The sequence below is a fragment of the Pseudorhizobium tarimense genome (genome assembly GCF_022968135.1).
In the GTDB taxonomy this organism is placed as follows: Bacteria; Pseudomonadota; Alphaproteobacteria; order Rhizobiales; family Rhizobiaceae; genus Neorhizobium; species Neorhizobium tarimense.
This window is the reverse complement of sequence record NZ_JALJRA010000010.1, coordinates 73,088-95,456: the sequence shown is the minus strand read 5'-3', so window position 1 is coordinate 95,456 and position 22,369 is coordinate 73,088. Positions and strand designations below refer to the sequence as shown.

Below are 22,369 nucleotides of genomic sequence, written 5' to 3'. Positions count from 1 at the left end.
GGGGCGGGCTATCGTCGCACACGCTGTAGCGGATGGATGAGGCGGCGCATATGCACCATCGCCATCGGGGTCGTCAGGCTGCTCGCATCCGTCTCGAGCGTAAGTTCGTCGCTTCCGCGCTTTGCCGTGCGGGCAAGGATTTCATAGACGCTGGCGGTGGCAAGCTGAAGTGCCCGCTCCTCGTCAGCGCCGGTCATCAATCGCGCCAGGAAGAGCGCCGAAAAAAGGTCGCCCAGGCCGTTTGGCGGGTTGTCGATCAGCCTGTGCTCTGCAAGCAGCGCGTGCGTCCCGCTGAGATAGAGGTTGCCGGTCCCCCCTGCCATCATCGGCACGGCGGAGGTCACCAGCATCCGCGACGGCCCAAGCGCAAGTGCGGCTTCCATGATCGCGGTGTTGCTTTCCAGTTCACCCCCGGCGAGCCAGGCAAGCTCGTAGCGGTTTGGTGTCGCGATATTGGCGAGGGGTATCAATTCGTCCCGGATCGCTTCCGCGGTCACCGGGGGAATGTAGAGCCCGCCCAGATCACCCATCACCGGATCGCAGACGTAAAGAAGATCAGGATTGCGCTCCTTGAGCGCCCGCACCAGCCTGGCCACCGCCTTCGGCTGCCTCTCGTTGCCGAAATAGCCGGTCAGTATCGCCTTCACTTCTGCGCCCCAGCGGGCCCGGATCAGGTCGTCGATAACTTTGTCGAATCCCTCGGCGGCGAAGGTGAGGCGGGTAGAGGGACCGTGCCCTGGATGCCAGGGAAGAACGACCGTCGGCAGCGCCCAGACCGGAAAGCCAAGTGTCTCCAGTGCGAAGACAGCGGCGCGATTGCCAACGGAGCCACGAACGACGTGACTGGAGATGACGATGACGGCGCCGGGAGTGTCCATGTCTGCGTTTCCGTTTCGGCCCGCTTGATGGTTTTTTCACGGTCGCTTGTCAATAACCCTGCTCCACATGGATAGCCGAAGCAACGGGTTCCGGTGCCAGGCATTTGCATGATGACGCGACAGTTGACGTATCGATCCCGGCGACATCATGTTGTCGCCGAAGCACGGAGATGGACATGGCCAGGCAGAACCCCAAGCGAGACAAGCAGATCGAAAACGCGCGTAAGGTTGCGGCCCAGAGCTTGAAACCTTTCCTCGATCCCTCGGTGCTGTTTGGCCGAGCAAGCAGCGATGACCTGGAGAACTACACGCCGGAAATGCTGGCGTCTGCCGCAACCCATGCCAGAAGATGCCTGGACGAGTGGACGCGCATTCGCTCCTCCGTGACCCTAGAGCCGGTGGAAGGCGTGGAGCCAGAAGGCGTTGCGGTGCATGTCCTGACGGTGGTCGACCGCAACATGCCGTTCCTCTTCGATTCCGTCATGGGGGAGGTTACGGCCAACCACCGCGACCTGACCTTGGCTGTCCACCCGATCCTGCTCCTCGAGCCGGGGCAGGAGCCCGTCCTGCGCACCGGTGATCATCCGGGTGATCCGTCCCATCACGTCAGCCTGATCCAGATCCACCTACCTCCGCTTTCGGCGAGCGAAGCCGATAATCTAGTAGCGCGCGTCCACTATGTGCTTGACCAGGTGCATCTTGCGATCACCGATTGGCGCCCGATGCTGGATCTCCTCCAAGGCGCGGCCGACCAGCTTCGGACCTACTCCGCCAGCAGAAGGAAGAGCGACCGCGACGAAGCGCTCGCCTTCCTCGATTGGCTGCGAGACGACAACTTCACCTTCCTCGGCATGCGCGAATACGTTTATTCCGGCAAGGGAGCGGACGCCACGGTCGAGCGTAGCAAGGGCAGGGGTCTCGGCATCCTGTCGGATCCGGACGTTCTGGTCCTGCGCCAGGGTAAGGACGCAGTGACCACGACTCCCGAGATTCTGGAGTTCCTGGACGGCCCGGATTTCCTCATCGTTACGAAGGCTAACGTGAAGTCCGTGGTCCACCGCCGCGCCTATATGGATTATGTCGGCATCAAGCGCTTGGACGCTGACGGGAAGGTGACCGGGGAGCTGCGCATCGTAGGCCTCTTCACCGCCACTGCCTATACCCACTCCGTCACCGACATTCCGCTGCTGCGGGCGAAGACACAGCGGGTGGAGGAGCAGTTCGACTTCGACCCGAACAGTCATTCGGGCCGCATGCTCGCCAACACGCTGGAATCATACCCCCGCGACGACCTCTTCCAGATCGACGTCCCGACGCTGGCGCGCTTCTGCGAGCAGATCATGGAGCTCAGCGAGCGTCCGCGCGTGCGTGCGCTGCCTCGCATCGATCACTTCGACCGCTTCGTCTCCGTCATCGTCTATGTGCCGCGCGAGGATTACAATTCGCAGGTGCGCGAGAAGGTGAGCGATTACCTGGCACACGTTTATGAGGGCCACCTCTCCGCCTATTACCCGGCATTTCCCGAGGGCGGTGTCGCGCGGGTTCATATCATCATCGGTCGTCGCGGCGGCCGAACGCCGCGCATTCCCCAGGCGAAACTTGAGGAAGCGATCCGCGCCATCTCCACGCCGTGGGAGCAGAGTTTCGCGGCTCTAGCGGACGAGCAGATCAAGCTCTCCGTCAACAAGGCCTTCCAGGAAGCCTTCGCACCGGAGGAGGCCTATGCAGACTTGCAAAATATCACCGCCTGCGCAAATGGCGAATCCATCCGGATCGCTTTCTATACAAGGCCGGAAGACGCGGCGGACACCCTGCGCCTGAAGATCTTCCATCAGCCAGAACACCTCTCGCTGTCGCACCGCGTGCCTTTGCTGGAAAACCTCGGTTTCCGGGTCGTCAGCGAACAGACCTTCGATATCGAGATTGAAGGCGAGGATCTGAATTCCGTCGTGCTGCACGACATGGAGCTCCAGTTGCGGCACCAGTCGCCATTCACGCTCGAGAGCGATGCTGCGCGGCTGGAAGAAGCTTTCCTCGCCGCCTTCAATGGCCTTGCCGACAACGACTCTTTCAACAGGCTCGTCCTTCTCTCGGGCCTTACCACGCGTGAAACGACGGTGCTGCGCGCCTATGCCCGCTATCTCAGGCAGGCCGGCATCGTTTATTCACAGGCGCTGATCTCCGACACCCTCGCCAGGTATCCAGCCATATCGCGCGCGATCTTCCAGCTGTTCCAGGAGAGCTTCAATCCGTTGCTGGGAGACAAGGCACGGGCAAAGAAGATTTCCGGCCGGCACGAAGAGTTGGAGAAAGCACTGGCCGGCGTCCCGAGCCTCGACGACGACCGGATCTTCCGCCGCTACATCAATGCCGTGGATGCCACGCTTCGCACCAACTATTTCCAACGAACCGAAGACGGCCTGCCACGGGCCAACCTCGCGTTCAAGTTCGATCCGAAGCTCCTCGAGGGCCTGCCCCAGCCGCGCCCCTTCCGGGAAATCTTCGTCTACGGCACCGAGGTGGAGGGCGTCCACCTGCGCTTCGGCAAGGTGGCGCGAGGCGGTCTTCGCTGGTCGGACCGTGCGGAAGACTACCGCACCGAAGTGCTTGGCCTGGTAAAGGCCCAGCAGGTCAAGAACGCGGTGATTGTGCCAGTTGGCGCCAAGGGCGGCTTCGTGCCGAAAGCCTTGCCGGAAGGCGGCTCACGTGAGGAGATTTTCACCGCGGGCAGGGAAGCCTACAAGACCTTCATCCGTACCCTGCTCTCGATCACAGACAATATCGTGGACGGCGAAGTCGTCGGCCCGGAGAACACGCTTCGCGTCGACGGCGACGATCCATACTTCGTCGTCGCGGCCGACAAAGGTACCGCCACCTTCTCGGACACCGCCAACGCCCTGGCACAGGAGGCGGATTTCTGGCTCGACGACGCCTTCGCCTCAGGCGGCTCCGCCGGCTACGATCACAAGAAGATGGGCATCACTGCCCGCGGTGCTTGGGAAGCCGTCAAGCGGCACTTCCGCGAGATGGACATCGACATCCAGACAACGCCGTTCACCGTTGCGGGCGTCGGCGACATGTCCGGCGACGTCTTCGGCAACGGAATGCTGCTGTCGCCGCACATCCGCCTCCTGGCAGCCTTCGACCATCGCGACATCTTCATCGACCCGGATCCCGAGACGGCCCATTCGTTTGCCGAACGCGAGAGGCTCTTCGGCATGCCGCGCTCCAGCTGGCAGGACTATGACCGCAGCTGCCTGTCTGACGGCGGGATGATCATCTCACGCACGAAGAAATCGGTAAAACTGACGCCGCAGGCGAGGGCCGCGATCGATATCGACAAGGACGTGGCAACGCCGTTCGAAATCATGACGGCAATCCTGAAGAGCCCGGTTGACCTCCTCTGGTTCGGTGGCATCGGGACCTATATCAAGTCCGCATCCGAGACCGACGCGGAGGTCGGCGACCGGGCGAACGACCCGATCCGGGTCCTCGCCAAGGACGTTCGTGCCAAGGTCATTGGCGAGGGTGCCAATCTGGGTGTCACACAGAAGGGACGCATCGCCTATGCGCTGACGGGCGGGCGTCTCAACTCGGATGCCATCGACAATTCGGCCGGCGTCAATTCGTCCGACGTCGAGGTGAACATCAAGATCGCCTTCAGTTCAGCAATGCGCTCCGGCCGCCTCACTCGCGAGAAGCGAAACCAGCTTCTTTCATCGATGACCGACGAAGTTGCCGCCCTCGTTCTCCGCAACAACTATCTCCAGACGCTGGCGATTTCACTGACGGAGCGGGAAGGAGTCGCAAATCGGGAGGAATTGTCGCGGGTCATGTCGGTGCTGGAAGCTCAAGGCCACTTGAACCGGACGGTCGAGACTTTACCGAACGACGTCGAGCTTGCGGAGCGCTACCAGGCGGGCAAGCCATTGACCCGTCCAGAGATCGGCGTACTGCTCTCCTATGCAAAGATCACGCTGTTCGACGAGATCTTGGACAGTAGCCTGCCGGACGACCCTTATTTTGCCGACGTCCTGAAGAACTACTTCCCCGCCAAGATGCAGAAGTCTTTCGCAGCGGATATCGAGGGACACCCGCTGCACCGTGAGATCGTCGCCACCGTGCTGGCGAACGAAGTGATCAATCGGGGAGGGCCCGGCTTTGTCCAGGCGATGATTGACGCGACCGGAGCATCACCGGCGGACGTCGTGAAAGCAGCCTATATCGCCCGCGATGGCTTCGAGCTGCCGCATCTCTGGTCGATGACCGACGGCCTCGATGGCAAGATCTCCGGCCGAACACAGAACGACCTCTATGCCAGGATCGGCGACATCTTCGCCGACGCCACGCGCCTAGTGTTGAGAACCCATACCGGTGCTGCATCGATCGAGATCAGCACCAAGGCGCTGAAAGCGGGGAGCAAGAAGCTCAGAAGCGCGATCGCATCCCTCGGCCTCGGCTCGGACGTCCGCGAGCGTTCCATGGAGCTTCAAGCGACAGGCGTCCCCGCCGATCTCGCGGCAGAGGTGAGCCGCCTGCCGACACTGGTCCTCGTGCCGGAACTGCTGATGATTGCCGAGCGCACGGGCTGCGACCTCGGCCATGTCGCGCAGACCTATTTTGCAGCGACCGACACCTTCCGCATCGACCGCCTACTTGCGCTCGGCGAAGCGATCAGTCCGGCGGACCATTACGAGAGCGTTGCTCTCGATCGCAATCTCGCTCAGATCTCCTCCGCACGCCGCGACATTGTTTGCTCGGCACTCACTTCGCACGCCAGGGAAAAGAAGCCCTTGGAAGCGTGGTACGGAGCCAAGCGCCAGCATGTGAATCGCCTCGTCAACGAACTCCTCGTCCTCAGCGACTCTACCGACTTCAACCTCGCGAAGCTTTCCGTTGCCGCGGGCCTTCTCGAGGATCTGGCGGCGCCGGTGCCTCAGACATCTGCGCCATGATCCGCAGGGGGATGCGCCGTTGACGATTTCGACCACACCAGATGCCTCGCCGGTGGTCGCCTCGCGGCGTGGCATCTGGGGTTGGATGCTGTTTGACTGGGCGGCGCAGCCCTTCTTCACCGTCGTGGTGACCTTCGTCTTTGGTCCCTACTTCGTCGCCCGCCTGACCGAAGACCCGGTTTCCGCTCAGGCAGCCTGGGGCAATATGGCGACGATCTCGTCGATCATCATTGCGCTTTTGTCACCGGTGCTTGGTTCGATCGCCGATCAGTCCGGCCCTCGTAAACCCTGGATCGCCAGCTTTGCCGCCGTGAAGATCGTCTGCCTGTCTCTGCTCTGGCTGGCCGCTCCTGGATCGCCGATGATCTGGCCGCTCCTACTGATGATCTTTGCTTCGATCGCCGCGGAGTTCTCCATCGTCTTCAACGATTCGATGATGCCGCGCCTAATTGGCCCCGATGAAGTCGGCAAGGTCTCGAACACTGCCTGGGGCCTGGGCTATCTCGGCGGTATGCTGGTGTTGATCCTGGTGGTGACGCTTCTGGCCGGCAGCCCGGAAACCGGCCTTACCCTGCTCGGCATAGAACCTCTCTTCGGCCTTAACCCGGCGCGCGGTGAAGACGCCCGCATCGCCGGCCCCATTGCCGCCGGATGGTACTTCCTGTTCATCCTGCCGATGTTCTTCTTCACGCCGGATGCGGCCAAGGGCCTGCCGATGGCGAAGGCAGTGCGTTCCGGTCTGACCGAGCTTCGCGGAACCCTTGGCGACCTCAGACAGCGCCGGGGAATCTTGAAATTCCTGATTGCGCGCATGCTCTATCAGGATGGCGTCAACGGCCTACTGATCCTGGGTGGCGCCTTTGCGGCCGGCATGTTCGGCTGGGCGACGATCGAGATCGGCGTCTACGGCATTCTGCTCAACGTCGTCGCCATCTTCGGGTGCTTTGTCGCCGGCCGCCTCGACGTGAGGCTGGGGTCGAAGACCGTCGTGCTGATCAGCCTGATCCTGCTCCTGACGGCAACAGTAGGGATCATCTCCACGGGCCCCGGCTTCGTCTTCTTCGGTCTCCTGCCGCTTGGGCTGGAAGACGGTGGCGGCCTGTTCGGAACGGCTGCCGAAAAGGCCTATGTCCTGTTCGGCGTGCTGATCGGCATCGCCTTCGGTCCTGTCCAGGCCTCGTCACGCTCGTACCTCGCGCGCAGCGTCAGCCTTGCTGACGCCGGCCGGTACTTCGGGATCTATGCCATGTCCGGCCGGGCGACGAGCTTCATGGCGACACTGCTGTTTTCGCTCATGACGTACGCCAGCGGCTCTGCCCGCTTCGGCATGGCGACGCTCATCATCTTCCTGCTGAGCGGCTTCCTGCTTCTGCTGCGAACGCCCTACCCAGCCAACCCTCCGCCAGCCAGGACCTAGTGGCGGAAGTGCCGCATGCCCGTAAATACCATGGCCACGCCATGTTCGTTCGCGGCGTCTATCACCTCTTGGTCGCGCATGGAGCCACCCGGCTGAATGACTGCGGTGGCACCTGCAGCAATGGCTGAGAGAAGCCCGTCGGCGAAGGGGAAAAAGGCTTCGGACGCGACGGCCGAACCTTTGGTCATCGGCTCGGACCAGCGCATCGCCTTGGCCGCCTCCTCCGCCTTGATGGCAGCAATGCGGGCAGAATCGATCCGGCTCATCTGTCCGGCACCGATACCGGCGGTCTGGCCATCCTTGGCATAGACGATTGCGTTCGACTTGACGTGCTTGGCCACCTTGTAGGCAAATTTCATGTCTTCAAGTTCGCGATCCGTCGGCGCGCGCGCCGTGACCACCCGCAGATCAATATCCTCGACCATGCCGTTGTCGCGTGTCTGCACCAGAAGCCCGCCGGCAACCGTCTTGGCTGTGATGCCGCGCGAGCGCGGGTCAGGCAGCCCACCAGTTTCGAGCAGGCGCAGGTTCGGCTTCTTGGCGATTACGGCCTTCGCCTCTTCCGAGACCTGCGGCGCGATGATCACTTCGGTGAAGAGCTTGACGATCTCTTCCGCCGTCTCCGCATCGAGAATCTGATTGAGCGCAATGATGCCGCCGAAGGCCGAGGTGGAGTCACAGGCGAGCGCCCGCAGATACGCCTCCTTCAGCGTTGGCCCGGTCGCTACGCCGCAAGGGTTGGCGTGCTTGATGATGGCGCAGGCAGGGCCTTGGTCCGCCGAGAACTCGCCGATCAGTTCGAACGCTCCGTCCGTGTCGTTGATGTTGTTGTAGGAAAGCTGCTTGCCCTGCAGGAGCTTTGCTGTTGCGACGCCCGGCCGGTTCTCGCCGGTGACGTAGAAGCCGGCGCTCTGATGCGGGTTTTCGCCGTAGCGCATCTCTTCCTTGAGGATGCCGCCAATCGTGCGGTATCGCGGGATCTCGATATCGAGCGCCTCGGCGAACCAGTTTGAAATCGCGGCGTCGTAAGCCGCCGTGCGTGCGTAGGCCTTGGCGGCGAGTTTCTGTCTGAAGGCATAGGCCGTCTGCCCGTCATTCGCTCTAAGGGCTTCGATCAGCGCCGGGTAATCCGCAGGATCGACAACCACCGTCACATAGGCGTGGTTCTTGGCCGACGCACGGATCATTGCCGGACCGCCGATGTCGATGTTTTCCACCGTAGTGGGATAATCGCCACCGGCGGAGCGCACTTCCTCGAAGGGGTAGAGATTGATGACGGCAAGATCGATCCCCTCGATGCCATGCGTCTTCATTGCCTCCACGTGGTCGGCATCATCGCGAATGGCCAGCAGACCGCCATGGACGTTCGGATGCAGCGTCTTGACGCGGCCATCCATGATCTCGGGGAAGCCAGTAACCTCCGAGACGTCCGTGACGTCGAGACCTGCGGCAGCGATCGCCTTGTGCGTTCCCCCGGTCGACAGAAGCCGGACGCCCTGCGCCGAGAGGGCCTGTGCCAGTTCGACGATACCGGTCTTGTCGGAAACGGAAAGCAGCGCGGTACGGATCTTGATCTGGTCGGGGGCGGGGATCTTCTTGGAAACGACGGCCATCGGATGCTCCTCGGGACTGTGCGGCAGGGGCGTTGGCGCCGCGTTAGCACAGCTTCCTTAAGGAAGGAACGCCTATTCCATCCGCTTCAGCATCCAGCGTATTTCCGCAAGCTCCGGAGGTGAGAAGGCAATGACGATCTGCTGGCTGGATCGGAAGCCGGAAGCGTCGGCAAAGAAGATGTCCTCCTCGATCGAAGGCTTCAGTCCTGGCGCGCTAAAGGCCCAGGCTTCACCATCAGGCGCAACCATCAGCACCGTTTCCTCGTCTTGCCTCGAGAGGGTGATCGAAGGGTGGACGTGAAACCGCGCCACCGCCTCTGTGCCATCCTGCGTGCGCGCTCCGTCGGGGGACGAGAGCTTATCATGACCCTTGATCTTGTTGCCGCTGCTGCTGAGGCCGATTTCGCGTTCGTGGACATAGCCGAAGCCGTTCAGGTAACCGTCATGCGCCAACCGCAGCCAGTCGTTGCCGTGCTGGTCGTTCGACCGCTCGAGATCAGTGACCCTGGCGCCGGCGAGGATGCTGGCGCGGCAGAAATACGAGCGGATCATCCGGCTGGAGGATGTCTCGGCAACCGTAACGGTCGAATGTGCCGCCGTGGACCGCGCCACGCGACGGAATTCACGGCCGGCAAACTTCGGCGCCCCGCTGTTGACGATGAAGCGATTGCGGCCGGACGACATCTCGAAGGATAGGCAGCCGGCATGGGCGCGCTGCGAAAGCTCGGCTTTCAGCGGAACCCCGGTATCGACGATGATCGTCGTGCCGTTGGCGGAAAGCCGATGGTAGTGCGCATGGGGGAGCGATTTGAACGGCTTTCCGCCGGTCTCGTCATACCGCAGCACCGACATCAGTTCGCTAGCCGGCGTCGACGTCGCGCCGTTGAAGAGCGCCAGATCCCCGTCCTGATGGCGGAAGAAGCGCAGGGCGGGATACATCCGGTCGATCGTCGGGATGAGCTTCGACGGCACGTCATGCCCCAAATTGATGTAGGTCTGTCGAAGCGGCAGAAGGTCCAGCAAGAGCTCGAGGATGGCACGCGGATTTCGCGACACATGCGCTCCGTCGGCCAGGATCTGCCGCTCCAATTCGCGATCCAGTCGCCTTCCCTCGCGCTTGATGAAGGCGTTGCGGGTAGGCATGGAGACCGAGGCCATGGCAAGGGCGATACGGATCCGCAACCGCGTCTCGTCCTCCGGCAGCCCGCGTGCAATCCCTCGAAGATAACGCACCTGGTAACTCAGGCTTTTCATGAAGCGCCTGTAGAAGCCGCCTTCCGCACCCTGCAGCACCACGGTGGAGTGGGAGAGCCACGCGATCACCCGCTCGGCAACGACATTCGGCTCCCACGCGATTCCGCGGGGATGGCGTCCATGCAGCGCGATCCAGCTCGCAACGATAGAGCGGCAACGGGCACAGGCGGGCTCCGTGCGCTGCGCCCGGATATGACGGAGCCAGGCGAAGGAATTCAACCGCTCGGAAAAGGCTTTCGAGGGGTGCTCTACAGCGAACGGCGACAGGCCTTCCGTATCCAGGGAGGTGCCGGCAAGCGGGAAGCGGCCGAAGCTGATTTCTTCGGCAACGAACGGATCAACCGCCCGCAGGTCAGACGGGGCAACCAGAAGCCGATCAGGCACGTGGGAGGAGAACGGAGTCAGCGAAAGCCGAAGGCCGGCCGTCCGCCGGTAGAAGCGGCGGCAGACCTCCCGCAAGCCGAACGACATCAGTCTTCGGCGATCCGCGAGCTGCATTGCCAATATGGGACACTCCGCGGGATCGAACAACCGCCCCACGAGCGGGCTCACCCTTTAGCCAATTCGAATACAATCGGTTGTCAGGGTAAAGAAATTCTTAGCGGCGCCGGAGCACGCAGGCAAAGAAGCCGTCCATGCCGCCGGAGAATCCTTCGCTCGGCAACAGCATGGCTGGCGTCGTCCGGAATTCGCCCCGCGCCGTGATGGCCTGTTCGAGCCCAGGCCAGAGCGCCACATCGACCGGCACCCGTTCAAGGGTTGGATCCTCCCGCAGAAGATCTGCCACCAGATCCTCGCCCTCCAGCGGATCGAGCGAACAGTTGGAGAAAACGATCAGCCCCCCGGATTTCACCAGCGTCGCCGCATGCCGCAGCATCTTGGCCTGCAGCGCTGCAAGCTTGGCGATGTCCTCCGGCCCCTTGGTCCAGAGGACATCCGGATGTCGCCTTGTCGTGCCGGTGGACGAACAGGGCGCATCGAGCAGTACGCCATCGAGTGCCGTGTTGGGAGAAAAGTCGAAGAGATCTCCCTGCACAAGGTCCGCCTTCAAGCCGAGCCGTTCGAGATTTTCCCGTAGGCGCGCCATGCGGTTTGCGGACTGCTCGACGGCGATTACCTCGGCGCCCGCCGCAATCAGCTGTGCCGTCTTGCCGCCGGGTGCAGCGCAAAGATCGGCAATCCGCTTGTCCTTGATATCGCCGAACAGCTTTGCCGGGATGCTGGCCGCGACGTCCTGGACCCACCATGCACCCTCGTCGAAACCAGGCAGGGACGCGACAGATCCCTCGAAAGAGGGCAGGCGAAGGCTGCCCGTCGGCAGACGCCGTGCCCCCAGCGCCTCGGCCCAAGGCTCTGGGTCGCCTTTTGTCGTCAGGTCGATCGGTGGCGGGGCGAGCTGCGCTTCTGCGATACCTCGTGCACTATCCGCGCCGTAGCCGGCCGACAGACGCTCCATGTACCAGTCTGGGACCGGAGAAACCTGAGCGATTTGCTGAAGAACCGCCTCCTTTTCCCTTACCAGCCGGCGCAGCACGGCGTTGACCAGCTTGGCAAACCGCCGGTTTCGCGGATCGCGGTTTGCCTGCTCGACCGCCAGGTCGACGGCCGCATGCGACGGAATGTCGAGATAGAGGATCTGCCCCGCGGCCACGCAGAGAACATGGTGAAGCGGGCGCGCGCCCTGCGGCAGCGGCGATTCCAGGAGCGATGCGAGAGCAGCCTCGACCCGCGGCAGGTGTCGCAACACACTGAGCAGAATCGCGCGAGTGAGCGCACGATCCTGGTCGTTCAGCTGCTTGTAAGCCGGATTGCCGTGAACCGGATCCAGGATACCGTCCAGCGAGATCTTCTTGTCAACCACCGCCGCCAAGAGCTTGGCCGCAGTGGCGCGAACCTCGAGCCCGGCTTTGTCCTCATGATTGAGCAGGGCAGGGCCCTTGGGTGGCTTGGCGGATGCGGTATGCTTGAACGGCTTCTTGTTCTTTTTCTCTTGGTTCAAGACCAGGGTCCCTTGCGCGGCTCGGATGTGCCGCGGCCCCAGCCGGTATCTGGAACGGAGCGCGCGGTGCGCGTGGCTCTAGCAGCACGGAAGCCCGGCGTCGACCCACCGCCGAACTCGCCCGCCATCTGCTGCAAGGCGGCAATGCGGTTCTCCGTATTCGGATGGGTCGAGAACAGGTTGTCCATCCGTTCGCCGGACAGGGGATTGATGATGAACATGTGGGCCGTCGCCGGATTGCGCTCGGCATCGTCGTTATGGATCACCTTGGCGGCACCGGCGATCTTGCCGAGGGCGGAAGCAAGCCACATCGGATTGCCACAGATTTCCGCACCGCGCCGGTCGGCGGAATATTCACGCGTCCGGCTTATCGCCATCTGCACGAGCATGGCGGCCAGCGGCGCAACGATCATCGCGACAAGCACCCCAACAAAGCCGAGCGGATTGTTGTTATCGCGATTGCCGCCGAAAAAGAAGGCAAAGTTGCCGAGCATGGAGATCGCCCCGGCGAGCGTCGCCGTGATCGTCATCGTCAGCGTGTCGCGGTTCTGGATATGGGCAAGCTCGTGCGCCATGACGCCCGCCACTTCCTCCGGCGTTAGGCGCTGGAGAAGTCCGGTGGAGGCTGCTACGGCCGCGTTCTGCGGGTTGCGGCCCGTGGCAAACGCATTGGGCTGCGGGTTGTCATAGACATAGACCTTCGGCATCGGCAGCCCGGCATTGGCGGAAAGCTGGCGCATCATCTGGTAGAGCTCCGGGGCATTGCCCTCGTCCACCGGCTTGGCGCGATAGGCGGACAACACCATCTTGTCGGAATTCCAGTAGGAAAAGAGGTTCATGCCAGCGGCGAAGAGGAAGGCGATCATCACGCCGGCTCGGCCGCCGATCAGGAAGCCGACACCCATGAACAGGGCCGTCATGAAAGCAAGAAGCATGGCGGTACGAACTGTGTTCATCATCGGTCTCCAAACGGCTTTATTGCCGGGGTTGAACGCCTTATGATGTGGTTTACCGCCCATTCCTTTTCAATATTCGCACGGCGGAGTGAATGATGCAGAACCCCGACAACGACAACACTGACATCGCCCAGGACGACACTGCCGCAAATAGGACGCTCTCGCCGGCCGCCAAACGCGCTCTCGAGGAAGCCGATCAGCGTCGCCAGGCCGAGAAGCAGCAAGAGATGCCGACCGAGATCGGCGGCCGCGGCGGCGCCGACCCCGCCCGCTTCGGTGACTGGGAGATCAATGGCCGGGCCATCGACTTCTAGAGGCTGATAATCCTATTGACTCGGCGCAGACAAAGGAATTTATTCCTTTGTCTGCGTATCACGGTCATCCTTGCCCTGTTCCTGAGTACCACCGCCGCTGCGCAGGCCGTCGCGCGTGACGAGATCGCAGGACCTGTGGAGGCGAAGATCCTTCGTGTCATAGACGGCGACACGCTACTCGTGGAGGCGCGGCCATGGCCGCAGCAGAAGGTGGAGGTCTATGTCCGCATCCGCGGCATCGATACGCCTGAGATACGATCTTCCTGCGCAAGCGAACGCCAGGCGGAGGCGGCGGAGGCGGCGCGTCAGGCGCTTGAGCTGCTGGCAGCTTCATCATCCACCGTGGAGCTCAGCCGGATCAGCGGAGACAAGTATTTCGACCGCGTCGTGGCCGATGTCACGCTAGCCGGCGGAAAGCAGCCGGCCGAGCATCTTCTGCTGGCGGGATTGGCCGTGAGCTATGACGGCGGACGGAAGGCTAAGCAGGACTGCAAATAGCTTGAAGAGATTGAGGCCGCTAACTTTCGAAAGCGGCCCCAGAGGTCGGTCAACCAGCCTTGTTCTGCCGGTTCTCGATCAAGTCGTCGACGACGCCTGGATCGGCGAGCGTCGAGATGTCACCCAGCGCCCCAAAATCGTCTTCGGCAATCTTGCGCAGGATGCGTCGCATGATCTTACCTGAGCGGGTCTTCGGCAGGCCCGGCGCGAACTGGATCTTGTCGGGCGTCGCGATCGGGCCGATCTCGCTTCGGACGTGCTTGATCAGCTCCTGGCGAAGCGCGTCGTCGCCCTCGTTTCCAGACATCAGCGTCACGTAGCAGTAGATGCCCTGTCCCTTGACGTTGTGCGGGTAGCCGACGACGGCGGCTTCGGAGACCAGGTCGTGCGAGACGAGCGCCGATTCGACTTCCGCCGTGCCGAGCCGGTGACCCGAAACATTGAGCACGTCATCCACGCGACCGGTGATCCAGTAATAGCCGTCTTCGTCGCGTCGGCAGCCGTCGCCGGTGAAGTATTTGCCCTTGTAGGTGGAGAAATAGGTCTGGATGAAGCGCTCGTGGTCGCCATAGACCGTCCGCATCTGCCCTGGCCAGCTGTCGGTGATGCAGAGGTTGCCGTCGGCCGGCCCTTCCAGCACGTTCCCATCATTGTCGACCAGCTGCGGCTTGACCCCGAAGAAGGGCACGGTTGCCGAACCCGGCTTCAGGTCGGTTGCTCCTGGCAGCGGTGTGATCATGTGGCCGCCGGTCTCCGTCTGCCACCAAGTGTCGATCACCGGGCAGCGGCTGTCGCCCACCACCTTGTAATACCATTCCCAGGCTTCCGGATTGATCGGCTCACCAACGGTGCCGAGCAGCCGCAAGCTGGAGCGCGACGAGCGCTTCACGAATTCGTCGCCAGCCCCCATCAGCGAGCGGATCGCTGTCGGTGCTGTGTAGAAGATGTTGACCTTGTGCTTGTCGATCACCTCCCAGAAACGCCCCTGGTCCGGGAAGTTCGGCACGCCTTCGAACATCAGCGACGTTGCACAGTTCGCCAGCGGGCCATAGACGATATAGGAGTGTCCGGTCACCCAGCCGACATCGGCGGTACACCAGTAGACGTCCCCATCGTGATAGTCGAAAACATATTCATGGGTCATCGCTGCGTAGACGAGGTAGCCACCCGTCGTGTGCAGCACGCCCTTCGGTTTGCCCGTGGACCCCGAGGTGTAGAGAATGAACAGCGGATCCTCCGCCTTCATCTTCACCGGTTCGCAATGGCCCTTAACGCTGGCAATCTCCTGGTGATACCAGAGGTCGCGGCCAGGCGCCCAGTTCACCTTGCCGCCGGTGCGCCGCACGACCAGCACATTATTGACGGTCGCATACTGGCGCGCGGCGATGTGGATCGCCTTGTCGGTGTTCTCCTTGAGCGGCACCGGCTTGCCGCCGCGCACGCCTTCGTCACAGGTGATGACGAAACAGGACTGGCAGTCGACGATACGGCCTGCCAAGGCTTCCGGCGAGAAGCCTCCGAAGACGACCGAATGCACCGCGCCGATACGGGCGCAGGCGAGCATTGCGTAAGCGGCCTCGGGGATCATCGGCATGTAGATCGTGACGCGGTCGCCCTTCTTGACCCCGTGCTTCTTCAGCACGTTGGCCAGCCGGCAGACCTGGTCATAGAGCTGGTTATAGGTGATCTTCTTGTCGATATAGGGGTTGTCGCCTTCCCAGATTAGCGCGGTGTGCTCGCCATGGGTTTTCAGATGGCGATCGATGCAGTTGTAGGAAACGTTGGTGAGTCCGTCCTCGAACCACTTGATCGAGACCTTGCCCTTGAAGGAGGTGTTCTTGACCTTCGTGTAAGGCTTGAACCAGTCGATCCGCTTGCCGTGCTTGCCCCAGAACTTGTCCGGATCCTCGACGCTCTCCTCGTACCACTTCTGGTATTTGTCCTTATCGATCAGCGCCATGGCCTTGGTAGCGCGTGATACGGGATACACCTTTTCGGACATGGTCTCCTCCCCATTGCGTCGCGAAACCGGACGATACGATCCGGATGATGCTGCATTCATATCAGGTGAAACCGGCTCATCAATTAGACAAACGGTTCATGTTGCGCGATATTTGCAATTCCACCGCATTCCGGTTATAGACCCTTCGAATTCCCGGAAATTGTGGTTGATACCCACGGCCCGCGACACCGGCGCGGACGGACAGAGGAACTATATCCATGGCTCAACAATTGCTCATGCCGAAGGCGACGGCTGTCTGGCTGGTCGACAACACGGCGCTCTCCTTCGACCAGATCGCGCAGTTCTGCAAGCTGCATCCGCTTGAGGTGAAGGCGATCGCCGATGGCGAAGCGGCGCAGGGCATCAAGGGCCTCGACCCGATCGCCACGGGCCAGCTTTCCCGCGACGAGATCCAGCGCGGCGAGAAGGACGTCAATTACAAGCTGAAACTGCAGGAGCCAAAGGTTCGCGTGCCGGAATCCAAGCGCCGCGGCCCGCGCTACACGCCGGTCTCCAAGCGCCAGGACCGTCCGAACGCCATCCTCTGGCTTGTCCGTAACCATCCGGAACTGAAGGACGCGCAGATTTCTCGTCTCGTCGGCACCACGAAGTCGACAATCGAGCAGATCCGCGATCGGACCCACTGGAATTCGGCCAACCTGACTCCGATGGATCCGGTGACACTTGGCCTGTGCAGTCAGATCGACCTGGATCTGGAAGTCGAGAAGGCCTCCAAGGGGCGTCCGCTACCGACCATGGAAGAAGCGGGCGCCACGCTCCAGTCCGCGTCCGAGACCGAGAACCTCGGTTACGACTACCGCAACGAGCGCGAGGACGAGAAGGAAATCGACGCCGACGCCGTCTTCGCCAAGCTGAGCTCGCTGAAGTCGGCACCGCGCGATGAAGACGAGGATGACGGCCGCTACTGAGCTGCCGAAACTCGAAAGTTCGACCCCGGCTAAAGCCGGGGTTTTTCGTTTCAGGCGCTTTCTTTGATGCCGCCCGGCGCACGGGCATAACCGCGCTGCTGCAGGATGGATGAGATCTCGTCAAGGATCGCTGGATCGTCAATCGTCGCCGGCATTGTCCACGGCATCCCGTCGGCGATCTTTTGCATCGTTCCGCGCAGGATCTTGCCTGAGCGTGTCTTCGGCAGGCGCTTCACCACCATCACCGTCCGGAAAGCTGCCACGGGACCGATCTCGCTGCGCACGAGATCCACCACTTCGCGCTCTATCGCCGCCTCATCGCGGGACACACGATTTTTCAGCACTACGAACCCGCACGGGACCTGGCCCTTTAAAGGGTCGGCCACACCGATGACAGCGCATTCGGCGACATCCGGATGCATGGCACAGACTTCCTCCATCGCTCCGGTGGAGAGGCGGTGGCCGGCGCAGTTGATAATGTCGTCGGTCCGGGCCATCACCGAGATATAACCCTCCTCGTCCATCACGCCGGCATCCGCGGTCTTGTAGTAGCCCGGAAACTCCGTAAGGCAGGCCTGCCGGAAGCGTTCGTCGGCGTTCCAGAAGCTGACGAGGCATCCCGGTGGGAGCGGTAGCTTTACAACGATGTTGCCCAGCGTCCCCCGCGGCACCGGATGCCCCTCGTCGTTGAGGACCTCCACCGCATAGCCTGGCATCGGCTGCGTCGTCGAGCCGTCTTTAAACGGCAAAAGACCGAGACCAAACGGATTGGCGACCATCGGCCAGCCGGTTTCCGTTTGCCACCAGTGATCGATCACCGGCACCTGCAGTACCCGCTCGGCCCACTTTAATGTCTCCGGATCAGCCCTCTCTCCCGCAAGGAAAAGGGCCTGAAGTCCCGAGAGATCGTAATCGCGAACCAGATCGCCCTCCGGCTCGTCGCGCCGAATCGCACGGAAGGCCGTCGGCGCCGTGAACAGGACCTTCACATCGTAGTCCGAAATCACCCGCCAGAAGGTGCCGGCATCGGGAGTACCAACCGGCTTGCCTTCGAAGAGCACCGTCGCATTGCCGGCAAGAAGAGGTGCGTAGACAATGTAGGAATGGCCGACGACCCAGCCGATGTCGGAAGCCGCCCAGAAGACGTCGCCGGGCTTGACGCCATAGACGTTTTCCATCGTCCAGTGCAGCGCGACCATGTGGCCGCCATTGTCCCGAACGACACCCTTCGGCTGCCCTGTGGTGCCGGAAGTATAAAGAATGTAAAGCGGATCGGTCGCCGCCACCGGCACACAGTCGACCACGGTCCCATTGACCTTCTCGACTTCGACCGCATGGCGGAAGTCGACGTCGCCATGTTCGTAGCGCAGCGGCGCATGCAACTCGTCCCGCTGCAGGATCAGACAGATCTCGGGTTTCGTTTTTGCCATGTCGACCGCATGGTCGAGCAGCGGCTTGTAGGGCACCACCCGCCCCGGCTCGAGCCCGCAGCTGGCGCTGATCACTACCTTGGCGCCGCAGTCGTCGATGCGCGTTGCCAGTTCATGGGCTGCGAAACCGCCGAAGACCACAGAGTGGACCGCACCCAGCCGGGCGCAGGCGAGCATCGAAAAGACCGCTTCAGGGATCATGGGCATGTAGATGACTACCCGGTCGCCCTTGCCGACGCCATGGTTGCGCAGAACGGCAGCAATGGCCTGAACTTCAGACACGGCCTCTTCGAAGGTGAACCGCGCTCTCGCGCCATTCATGGCGCTGTCGAAGATCAGGGACGTCTCGCTGCCACGCCCTTGGTGGACATGGCGATCGAGGCAGTTGAAGCAGGTGTTCGTCTCTCCCCCGACGAACCATCGTCCATAGACGCCCTGATCTGCGTCAAACACCGTGTCGAACGGCTTGTACCAGTCGAGCTTCTCCGCGGCAGCGCGCCAAAAGGCATCAGGATCTGCCTGCCAATTGGCATAGATGTCGAAATACTTGCTCTGCATCTGCTCCTCCCAAGTCCCAGCGCAGTCATGGAACGCATGTAGGATGAGGCAGATGAGCCTGGAAAGCCAGACTTAAGGGCTAAGCGACCTAACGATTGCCAAAGATGGCGGAGCCCACGCGGACGCTCGTGGCGCCGAACTCGATCGCCGTCTCGAAGTCGCCGGACATGCCCATCGACAACTTCTCCACGTCGCATTCCTTCGCGAGCTTCGCCAGAAGGGCGAAATGCGGTCCCGGATTTTCTTCTGCGGGCGGAATGCACATCAGCCCTTCGATCGAAAGACACAGTTCCTCCCGGCACTTAGCGACAAATGCGGGCGTTTCTTTTGGTGGGATGCCTGCTTTCTGCGGCTCAAGCCCTGTGTTCACCTGCACATAAAGCCGTGGCGTCCGCCCCTGCTTGTGCATCTCCTCCGCAAGCGCACGGGCGATCTTTTCCCGGTCCACCGTCTCAATTACGTCGAAAAGAGCGACCGCATCGGCCGCCTTGTTTGATTGCAGCGGACCGATCAGATGCAGCTCCATATCCGGAAAGTCGCCCTTCAGCTCCGGCCACTTGCCCTGGCTCTCCTGAACGCGGTTTTCGCCGAAAACCCGCTGCCCCGCCTCAAGAACCGGGCGGACGGCGTCGGCGTCAAAGGTTTTCGAAACCGCAACCAGCGTGACAGAACCGGCGGCACGCCTCACACGCCGCTCTGCTGTTGCGATCCGTTCCTTAATCTCCGCCAGCCGGACTTCGACGCTCATCTGCTACCCTTCCTTGCACTTGTACGGACCGATTACCTGCCCAGCCGCCGCCTGCCAAGGGTGGCGTGCCGCGTGGCGCGACATTGCCGTCTTCAGCCTCTAAAACTTGACGCTTGAAGCCTTTCATGATGAAGGTCTGCCCAATCTTTCTGAAGCTTTTCCGGATATTTTTCAAATGGCGAGTGAACGTTACAATCCGCGCGAGGTCGAGCCACGCTGGCAGCAAAGATGGGCGGAAGCCAAGGCCTTCGAAACGGACAACTCCGATCCGCGGGAGAAGTACTACGTCCTCGAGATGTTCCCCTATCCGTCCGGTCGCATCCACATGGGCCACGTTCGCAACTATGCGATGGGCGATGTTGTGGCGCGCTACAAGCGCGCCCGTGGCTTTAACGTCCTTCACCCCATGGGTTGGGACGCATTCGGCATGCCGGCGGAAAATGCTGCCCGCGACAACAAGGTCCATCCCAAGGAGTGGACCTACCAGAACATTGCCTCGATGAAGGCGCAGCTGAAGGCGATGGGTTTATCACTCGACTGGTCGCGCGAGTTCGCCACCTGTGATGTCGACTATTACCACCGGCAGCAGCACCTCTTCCTCGACATGATGGAAAAGGGCCTTGTCTACCGCAAGCAGTCCAAGGTTAACTGGGACCCGGTGGACCAGACGGTTCTGGCGAACGAGCAGGTAATCGATGGCCGCGGCTGGCGCTCCGGCGCCTTGGTGGAACAGCGCGACCTTGTGCAGTGGTTCTTCAAGATCACTGACTTCAGCCAGGACCTGCTCGATTCGCTGGACACGCTCGACCAGTGGCCGGAAAAAGTCCGGCTCATGCAGAAGAACTGGATCGGCCGTTCCGAGGGCATGACGATCCGCTGGGAGATCGTAGCTGAGACTGCGCCGACAGGCCAAAGCGAGGTGACGGTCTATACGACGCGTCCGGACACGCTCTTCGGCGCCTCCTTCCTGGCCATTGCTGCGGACCATCCGCTGGCAAAGGAAGCCGCCGCGAAGAACCCGGAAGTCGATGCTTTCTGCGAGGAATGCCGACATCACGGCACCTCGCTTGCCGCCCTCGAGACGGCGGAGAAGAAGGGCATCGACACCGGTATCCGAGTCCGCCACCCGCTCGATCCGGACTGGGAGCTGCCGGTCTATGTGGCGAACTTCGTGCTGATGGACTACGGCACCGGTGCCATTTTCGGCTGCCCTTCGGGCGACCAGCGCGATCTTGATTTCGCACGTAAGTATGACCTGCCGGTGGTTCCGGTGGTGATGCCGGCCGACGCAGATGCACAGAGCTTCGTGATCGGCGATACCGCCTACGACGGTGACGGCCTGATGATAAATTCCCGCTTCCTGGACGGCAAGTCTACTGAGGAAGCATTCGCGACCGTCGCCGATCGTCTCTCCAGCACGCTTCTAGGGAACATGCCGCAAGGCGAGCGGAAGGTGAACTTCCGTCTGCGCGACTGGGGTATCTCGCGCCAGCGTTACTGGGGCTGCCCCATCCCTGTGATCCACTGCGAAATCTGCGGCGTGGTGCCGGTCCCGAAGAAGGACCTGCCTGTCAAGCTGCCGGACGACGTAACCTTCGACCAGCCCGGCAATCCGCTTGACCGACACGCCAGCTGGCGCCACGTGAGCTGCCCACAGTGTGGCGGGCAGGCCCGGCGTGAAACCGACACCATGGATACCTTCGTGGACTCCAGCTGGTATTTCACCCGGTTCACGGCACCTTGGGCGGAAGACCCCACGGATCCGAAGGCCGCCAATCATTGGCTGCCGGTCGATCAGTATATCGGCGGCATCGAGCACGCCATCCTGCACCTCCTCTACTCCCGCTTCTTCACCCGCGCCATGAAGGAGACCGGGCATGTTGACGTGAAGGAGCCCTTCAAGGGCCTCTTCACGCAGGGCATGGTCGTCCACGAAACCTATCGCCGCGGCAGCGGTGCGAGCAGCGAGTGGGTGTCTCCGACCGATATCCGCATCGAGGAGATCGACGGCAAGCGCCGTGCAACCCTGCTCAGCTCCGGCGAGGAAATCGCCATCGGCTCGATCGAGAAGATGTCGAAGTCGAAGAAGAACGTGGTGGACCCAGACGACATCATCGCCTCCTATGGCGCGGATACCGCGCGGTTCTTCGTCCTCTCCGACTCGCCTCCGGACCGTGACGTCATCTGGTCGGAAGCTGGTGTAGAAGGAGCGCATCGTTTCACGCAGCGCCTCTGGCGCCTGATTTCGGAGGCGGCGGACCAGCTTGCTGCCGTGCAGGCGACGCCGGCTAAGGAAGGTGAGGCACTCGGGATCTCGCAGATCGCCCACAAGACGCTGAAGGCGGTGCAGGATGACTATGATCGCCTTGCCTTCAACAAGGCGGTGGCACGCATATACGAGTTGGTCAATGCGCTGGCAGGGCCCCTGACGCGTGTTGCCGCGGGAGAAGGTGACGCTGCCTTTCTTGCTGCCGTTCGCAATGCTGCGGAGATCGCCGTCCAGATCGTGGCACCGATGACGCCCCACCTTTCGGAAGAATGCTGGAAGGCACTCGGGAACGATAGCCTCCTCGCCGAAGCGAGCTGGCCGACTTTCGATCCGGGACTGGTCGTCGAGAACAACGTTATGCTGCCGGTTCAGATCAACGGCAAGAAGCGCGCCGAATTGACAATCGCGCGCGACGCATCGCAAAGTGACGTCGAGGCTGCGGTCCTTGAGATGGACGCCGTACGGTCTGCACTGAACGGACGGGCACCGAAGAAGATTATCGTCGTCCCACAGAGGATCGTGAACATTGTCGTCTGAATTCTTCCGTCG

At 61.9% G+C, this 22,369-nt stretch carries 14 protein-coding genes; 6 read left to right on the top strand and 8 right to left on the bottom strand.

The genetic code is table 11. The annotated features are described in order from the left end of the window. Positions 1-8: 8 nt before the first annotated feature. Positions 9-878 carry a pyridoxal kinase PdxY gene (pdxY, locus tag MUU54_RS13600; protein ID WP_247244556.1) on the bottom strand — a complete coding sequence of 290 codons (870 nt, stop codon included), beginning with the start codon at positions 876-878 and terminating at the stop codon, positions 9-11. A gap of 170 nt (positions 879-1,048) precedes the next feature. Between pdxY and MUU54_RS13595 the strand changes: the two genes are divergently transcribed. Beyond that, on the top strand, positions 1,049-5,833 hold the full coding sequence (locus tag MUU54_RS13595) for an NAD-glutamate dehydrogenase (RefSeq protein ID WP_446676982.1): 4,785 nt from the start codon (positions 1,049-1,051) through the stop codon (positions 5,831-5,833). A gap of 19 nt (positions 5,834-5,852) precedes the next feature. Beyond that, positions 5,853-7,250, top strand: a complete 1,398-nt coding sequence (locus tag MUU54_RS13590) for an MFS transporter (RefSeq protein WP_247244554.1) — start codon at positions 5,853-5,855, stop codon at positions 7,248-7,250. Here the strand turns inward: MUU54_RS13590 and purH are convergent. The 4 genes from purH to htpX form a co-directional block, all read right to left on the bottom strand. After that, complete coding sequence (gene purH, locus MUU54_RS13585; RefSeq protein ID WP_247244553.1) at positions 7,247-8,863, bottom strand: bifunctional phosphoribosylaminoimidazolecarboxamide formyltransferase/IMP cyclohydrolase; 1,617 nt, start codon at positions 8,861-8,863, stop codon at positions 7,247-7,249. The two genes, MUU54_RS13590 and purH, sit on opposite strands and share 4 nt — an antisense overlap. 72 nt (positions 8,864-8,935) lie before the next feature. Next, positions 8,936-10,615 carry a heparinase II/III family protein gene (locus MUU54_RS13580; protein ID WP_247244663.1) on the bottom strand — a complete coding sequence of 560 codons (1,680 nt, stop codon included), beginning with the start codon at positions 10,613-10,615 and terminating at the stop codon, positions 8,936-8,938. Between the two features lie 100 nt (positions 10,616-10,715). Next, positions 10,716-12,122: an RsmB/NOP family class I SAM-dependent RNA methyltransferase gene (locus MUU54_RS13575; protein WP_247244662.1), complete on the bottom strand. Its 1,407-nt coding sequence runs from the start codon at positions 12,120-12,122 to the stop codon at positions 10,716-10,718. Next, entirely contained in the window at positions 12,113-13,072 is a 960-nt protein-coding gene (htpX, locus tag MUU54_RS13570; protein ID WP_247244661.1) for a zinc metalloprotease HtpX, read from the bottom strand. The genes MUU54_RS13575 and htpX overlap by 10 nt, the downstream gene beginning before the upstream one ends. Positions 13,073-13,167: 95 nt before the next feature. Between htpX and MUU54_RS13565 the strand changes: the two genes are divergently transcribed. Both MUU54_RS13565 and MUU54_RS13560 read left to right on the top strand, forming a co-directional pair. Next, complete coding sequence (locus MUU54_RS13565) at positions 13,168-13,386, top strand: DUF1674 domain-containing protein (protein ID WP_247244660.1); 219 nt, start codon at positions 13,168-13,170, stop codon at positions 13,384-13,386. Positions 13,387-13,401: 15 nt separating this feature from the next. Beyond that, a complete protein-coding gene (locus MUU54_RS13560) occupies positions 13,402-13,884 on the top strand; it encodes a thermonuclease family protein (protein ID WP_247244552.1) in 483 nt (160 codons plus the stop codon). 49 nt (positions 13,885-13,933) lie between these two features. Here MUU54_RS13560 and acs read toward each other — a convergent pair whose 3' ends face one another. Beyond that, on the bottom strand, positions 13,934-15,886 hold the full coding sequence (gene acs, locus MUU54_RS13555) for an acetate--CoA ligase (RefSeq protein WP_247244551.1): 1,953 nt from the start codon (positions 15,884-15,886) through the stop codon (positions 13,934-13,936). A gap of 218 nt (positions 15,887-16,104) precedes the next feature. Between acs and MUU54_RS13550 the strand changes: the two genes are divergently transcribed. Then, positions 16,105-16,815, top strand: a complete 711-nt coding sequence (locus MUU54_RS13550; protein WP_247244550.1) for a DUF1013 domain-containing protein — start codon at positions 16,105-16,107, stop codon at positions 16,813-16,815. 50 nt (positions 16,816-16,865) lie between these two features. Here the strand turns inward: MUU54_RS13550 and MUU54_RS13545 are convergent, their stop codons facing one another. Both MUU54_RS13545 and MUU54_RS13540 read right to left on the bottom strand, forming a co-directional pair. After that, positions 16,866-18,803: a propionyl-CoA synthetase gene (locus MUU54_RS13545; RefSeq protein ID WP_247244549.1), complete on the bottom strand. Its 1,938-nt coding sequence runs from the start codon at positions 18,801-18,803 to the stop codon at positions 16,866-16,868. Between the two features lie 88 nt (positions 18,804-18,891). Further along, complete coding sequence (locus MUU54_RS13540; protein ID WP_247244548.1) at positions 18,892-19,551, bottom strand: YggS family pyridoxal phosphate-dependent enzyme; 660 nt, start codon at positions 19,549-19,551, stop codon at positions 18,892-18,894. Between the two features lie 175 nt (positions 19,552-19,726). On the opposite strand from MUU54_RS13540, the gene leuS reads away from it, so the two are divergent. Beyond that, positions 19,727-22,357 (top strand): leucine--tRNA ligase, encoded by a 2,631-nt coding sequence (gene leuS / locus MUU54_RS13535; RefSeq protein ID WP_247244547.1) that lies wholly within the window; start codon positions 19,727-19,729, stop codon positions 22,355-22,357. The last annotated feature ends 12 nt before the right edge of the window (positions 22,358-22,369 follow it).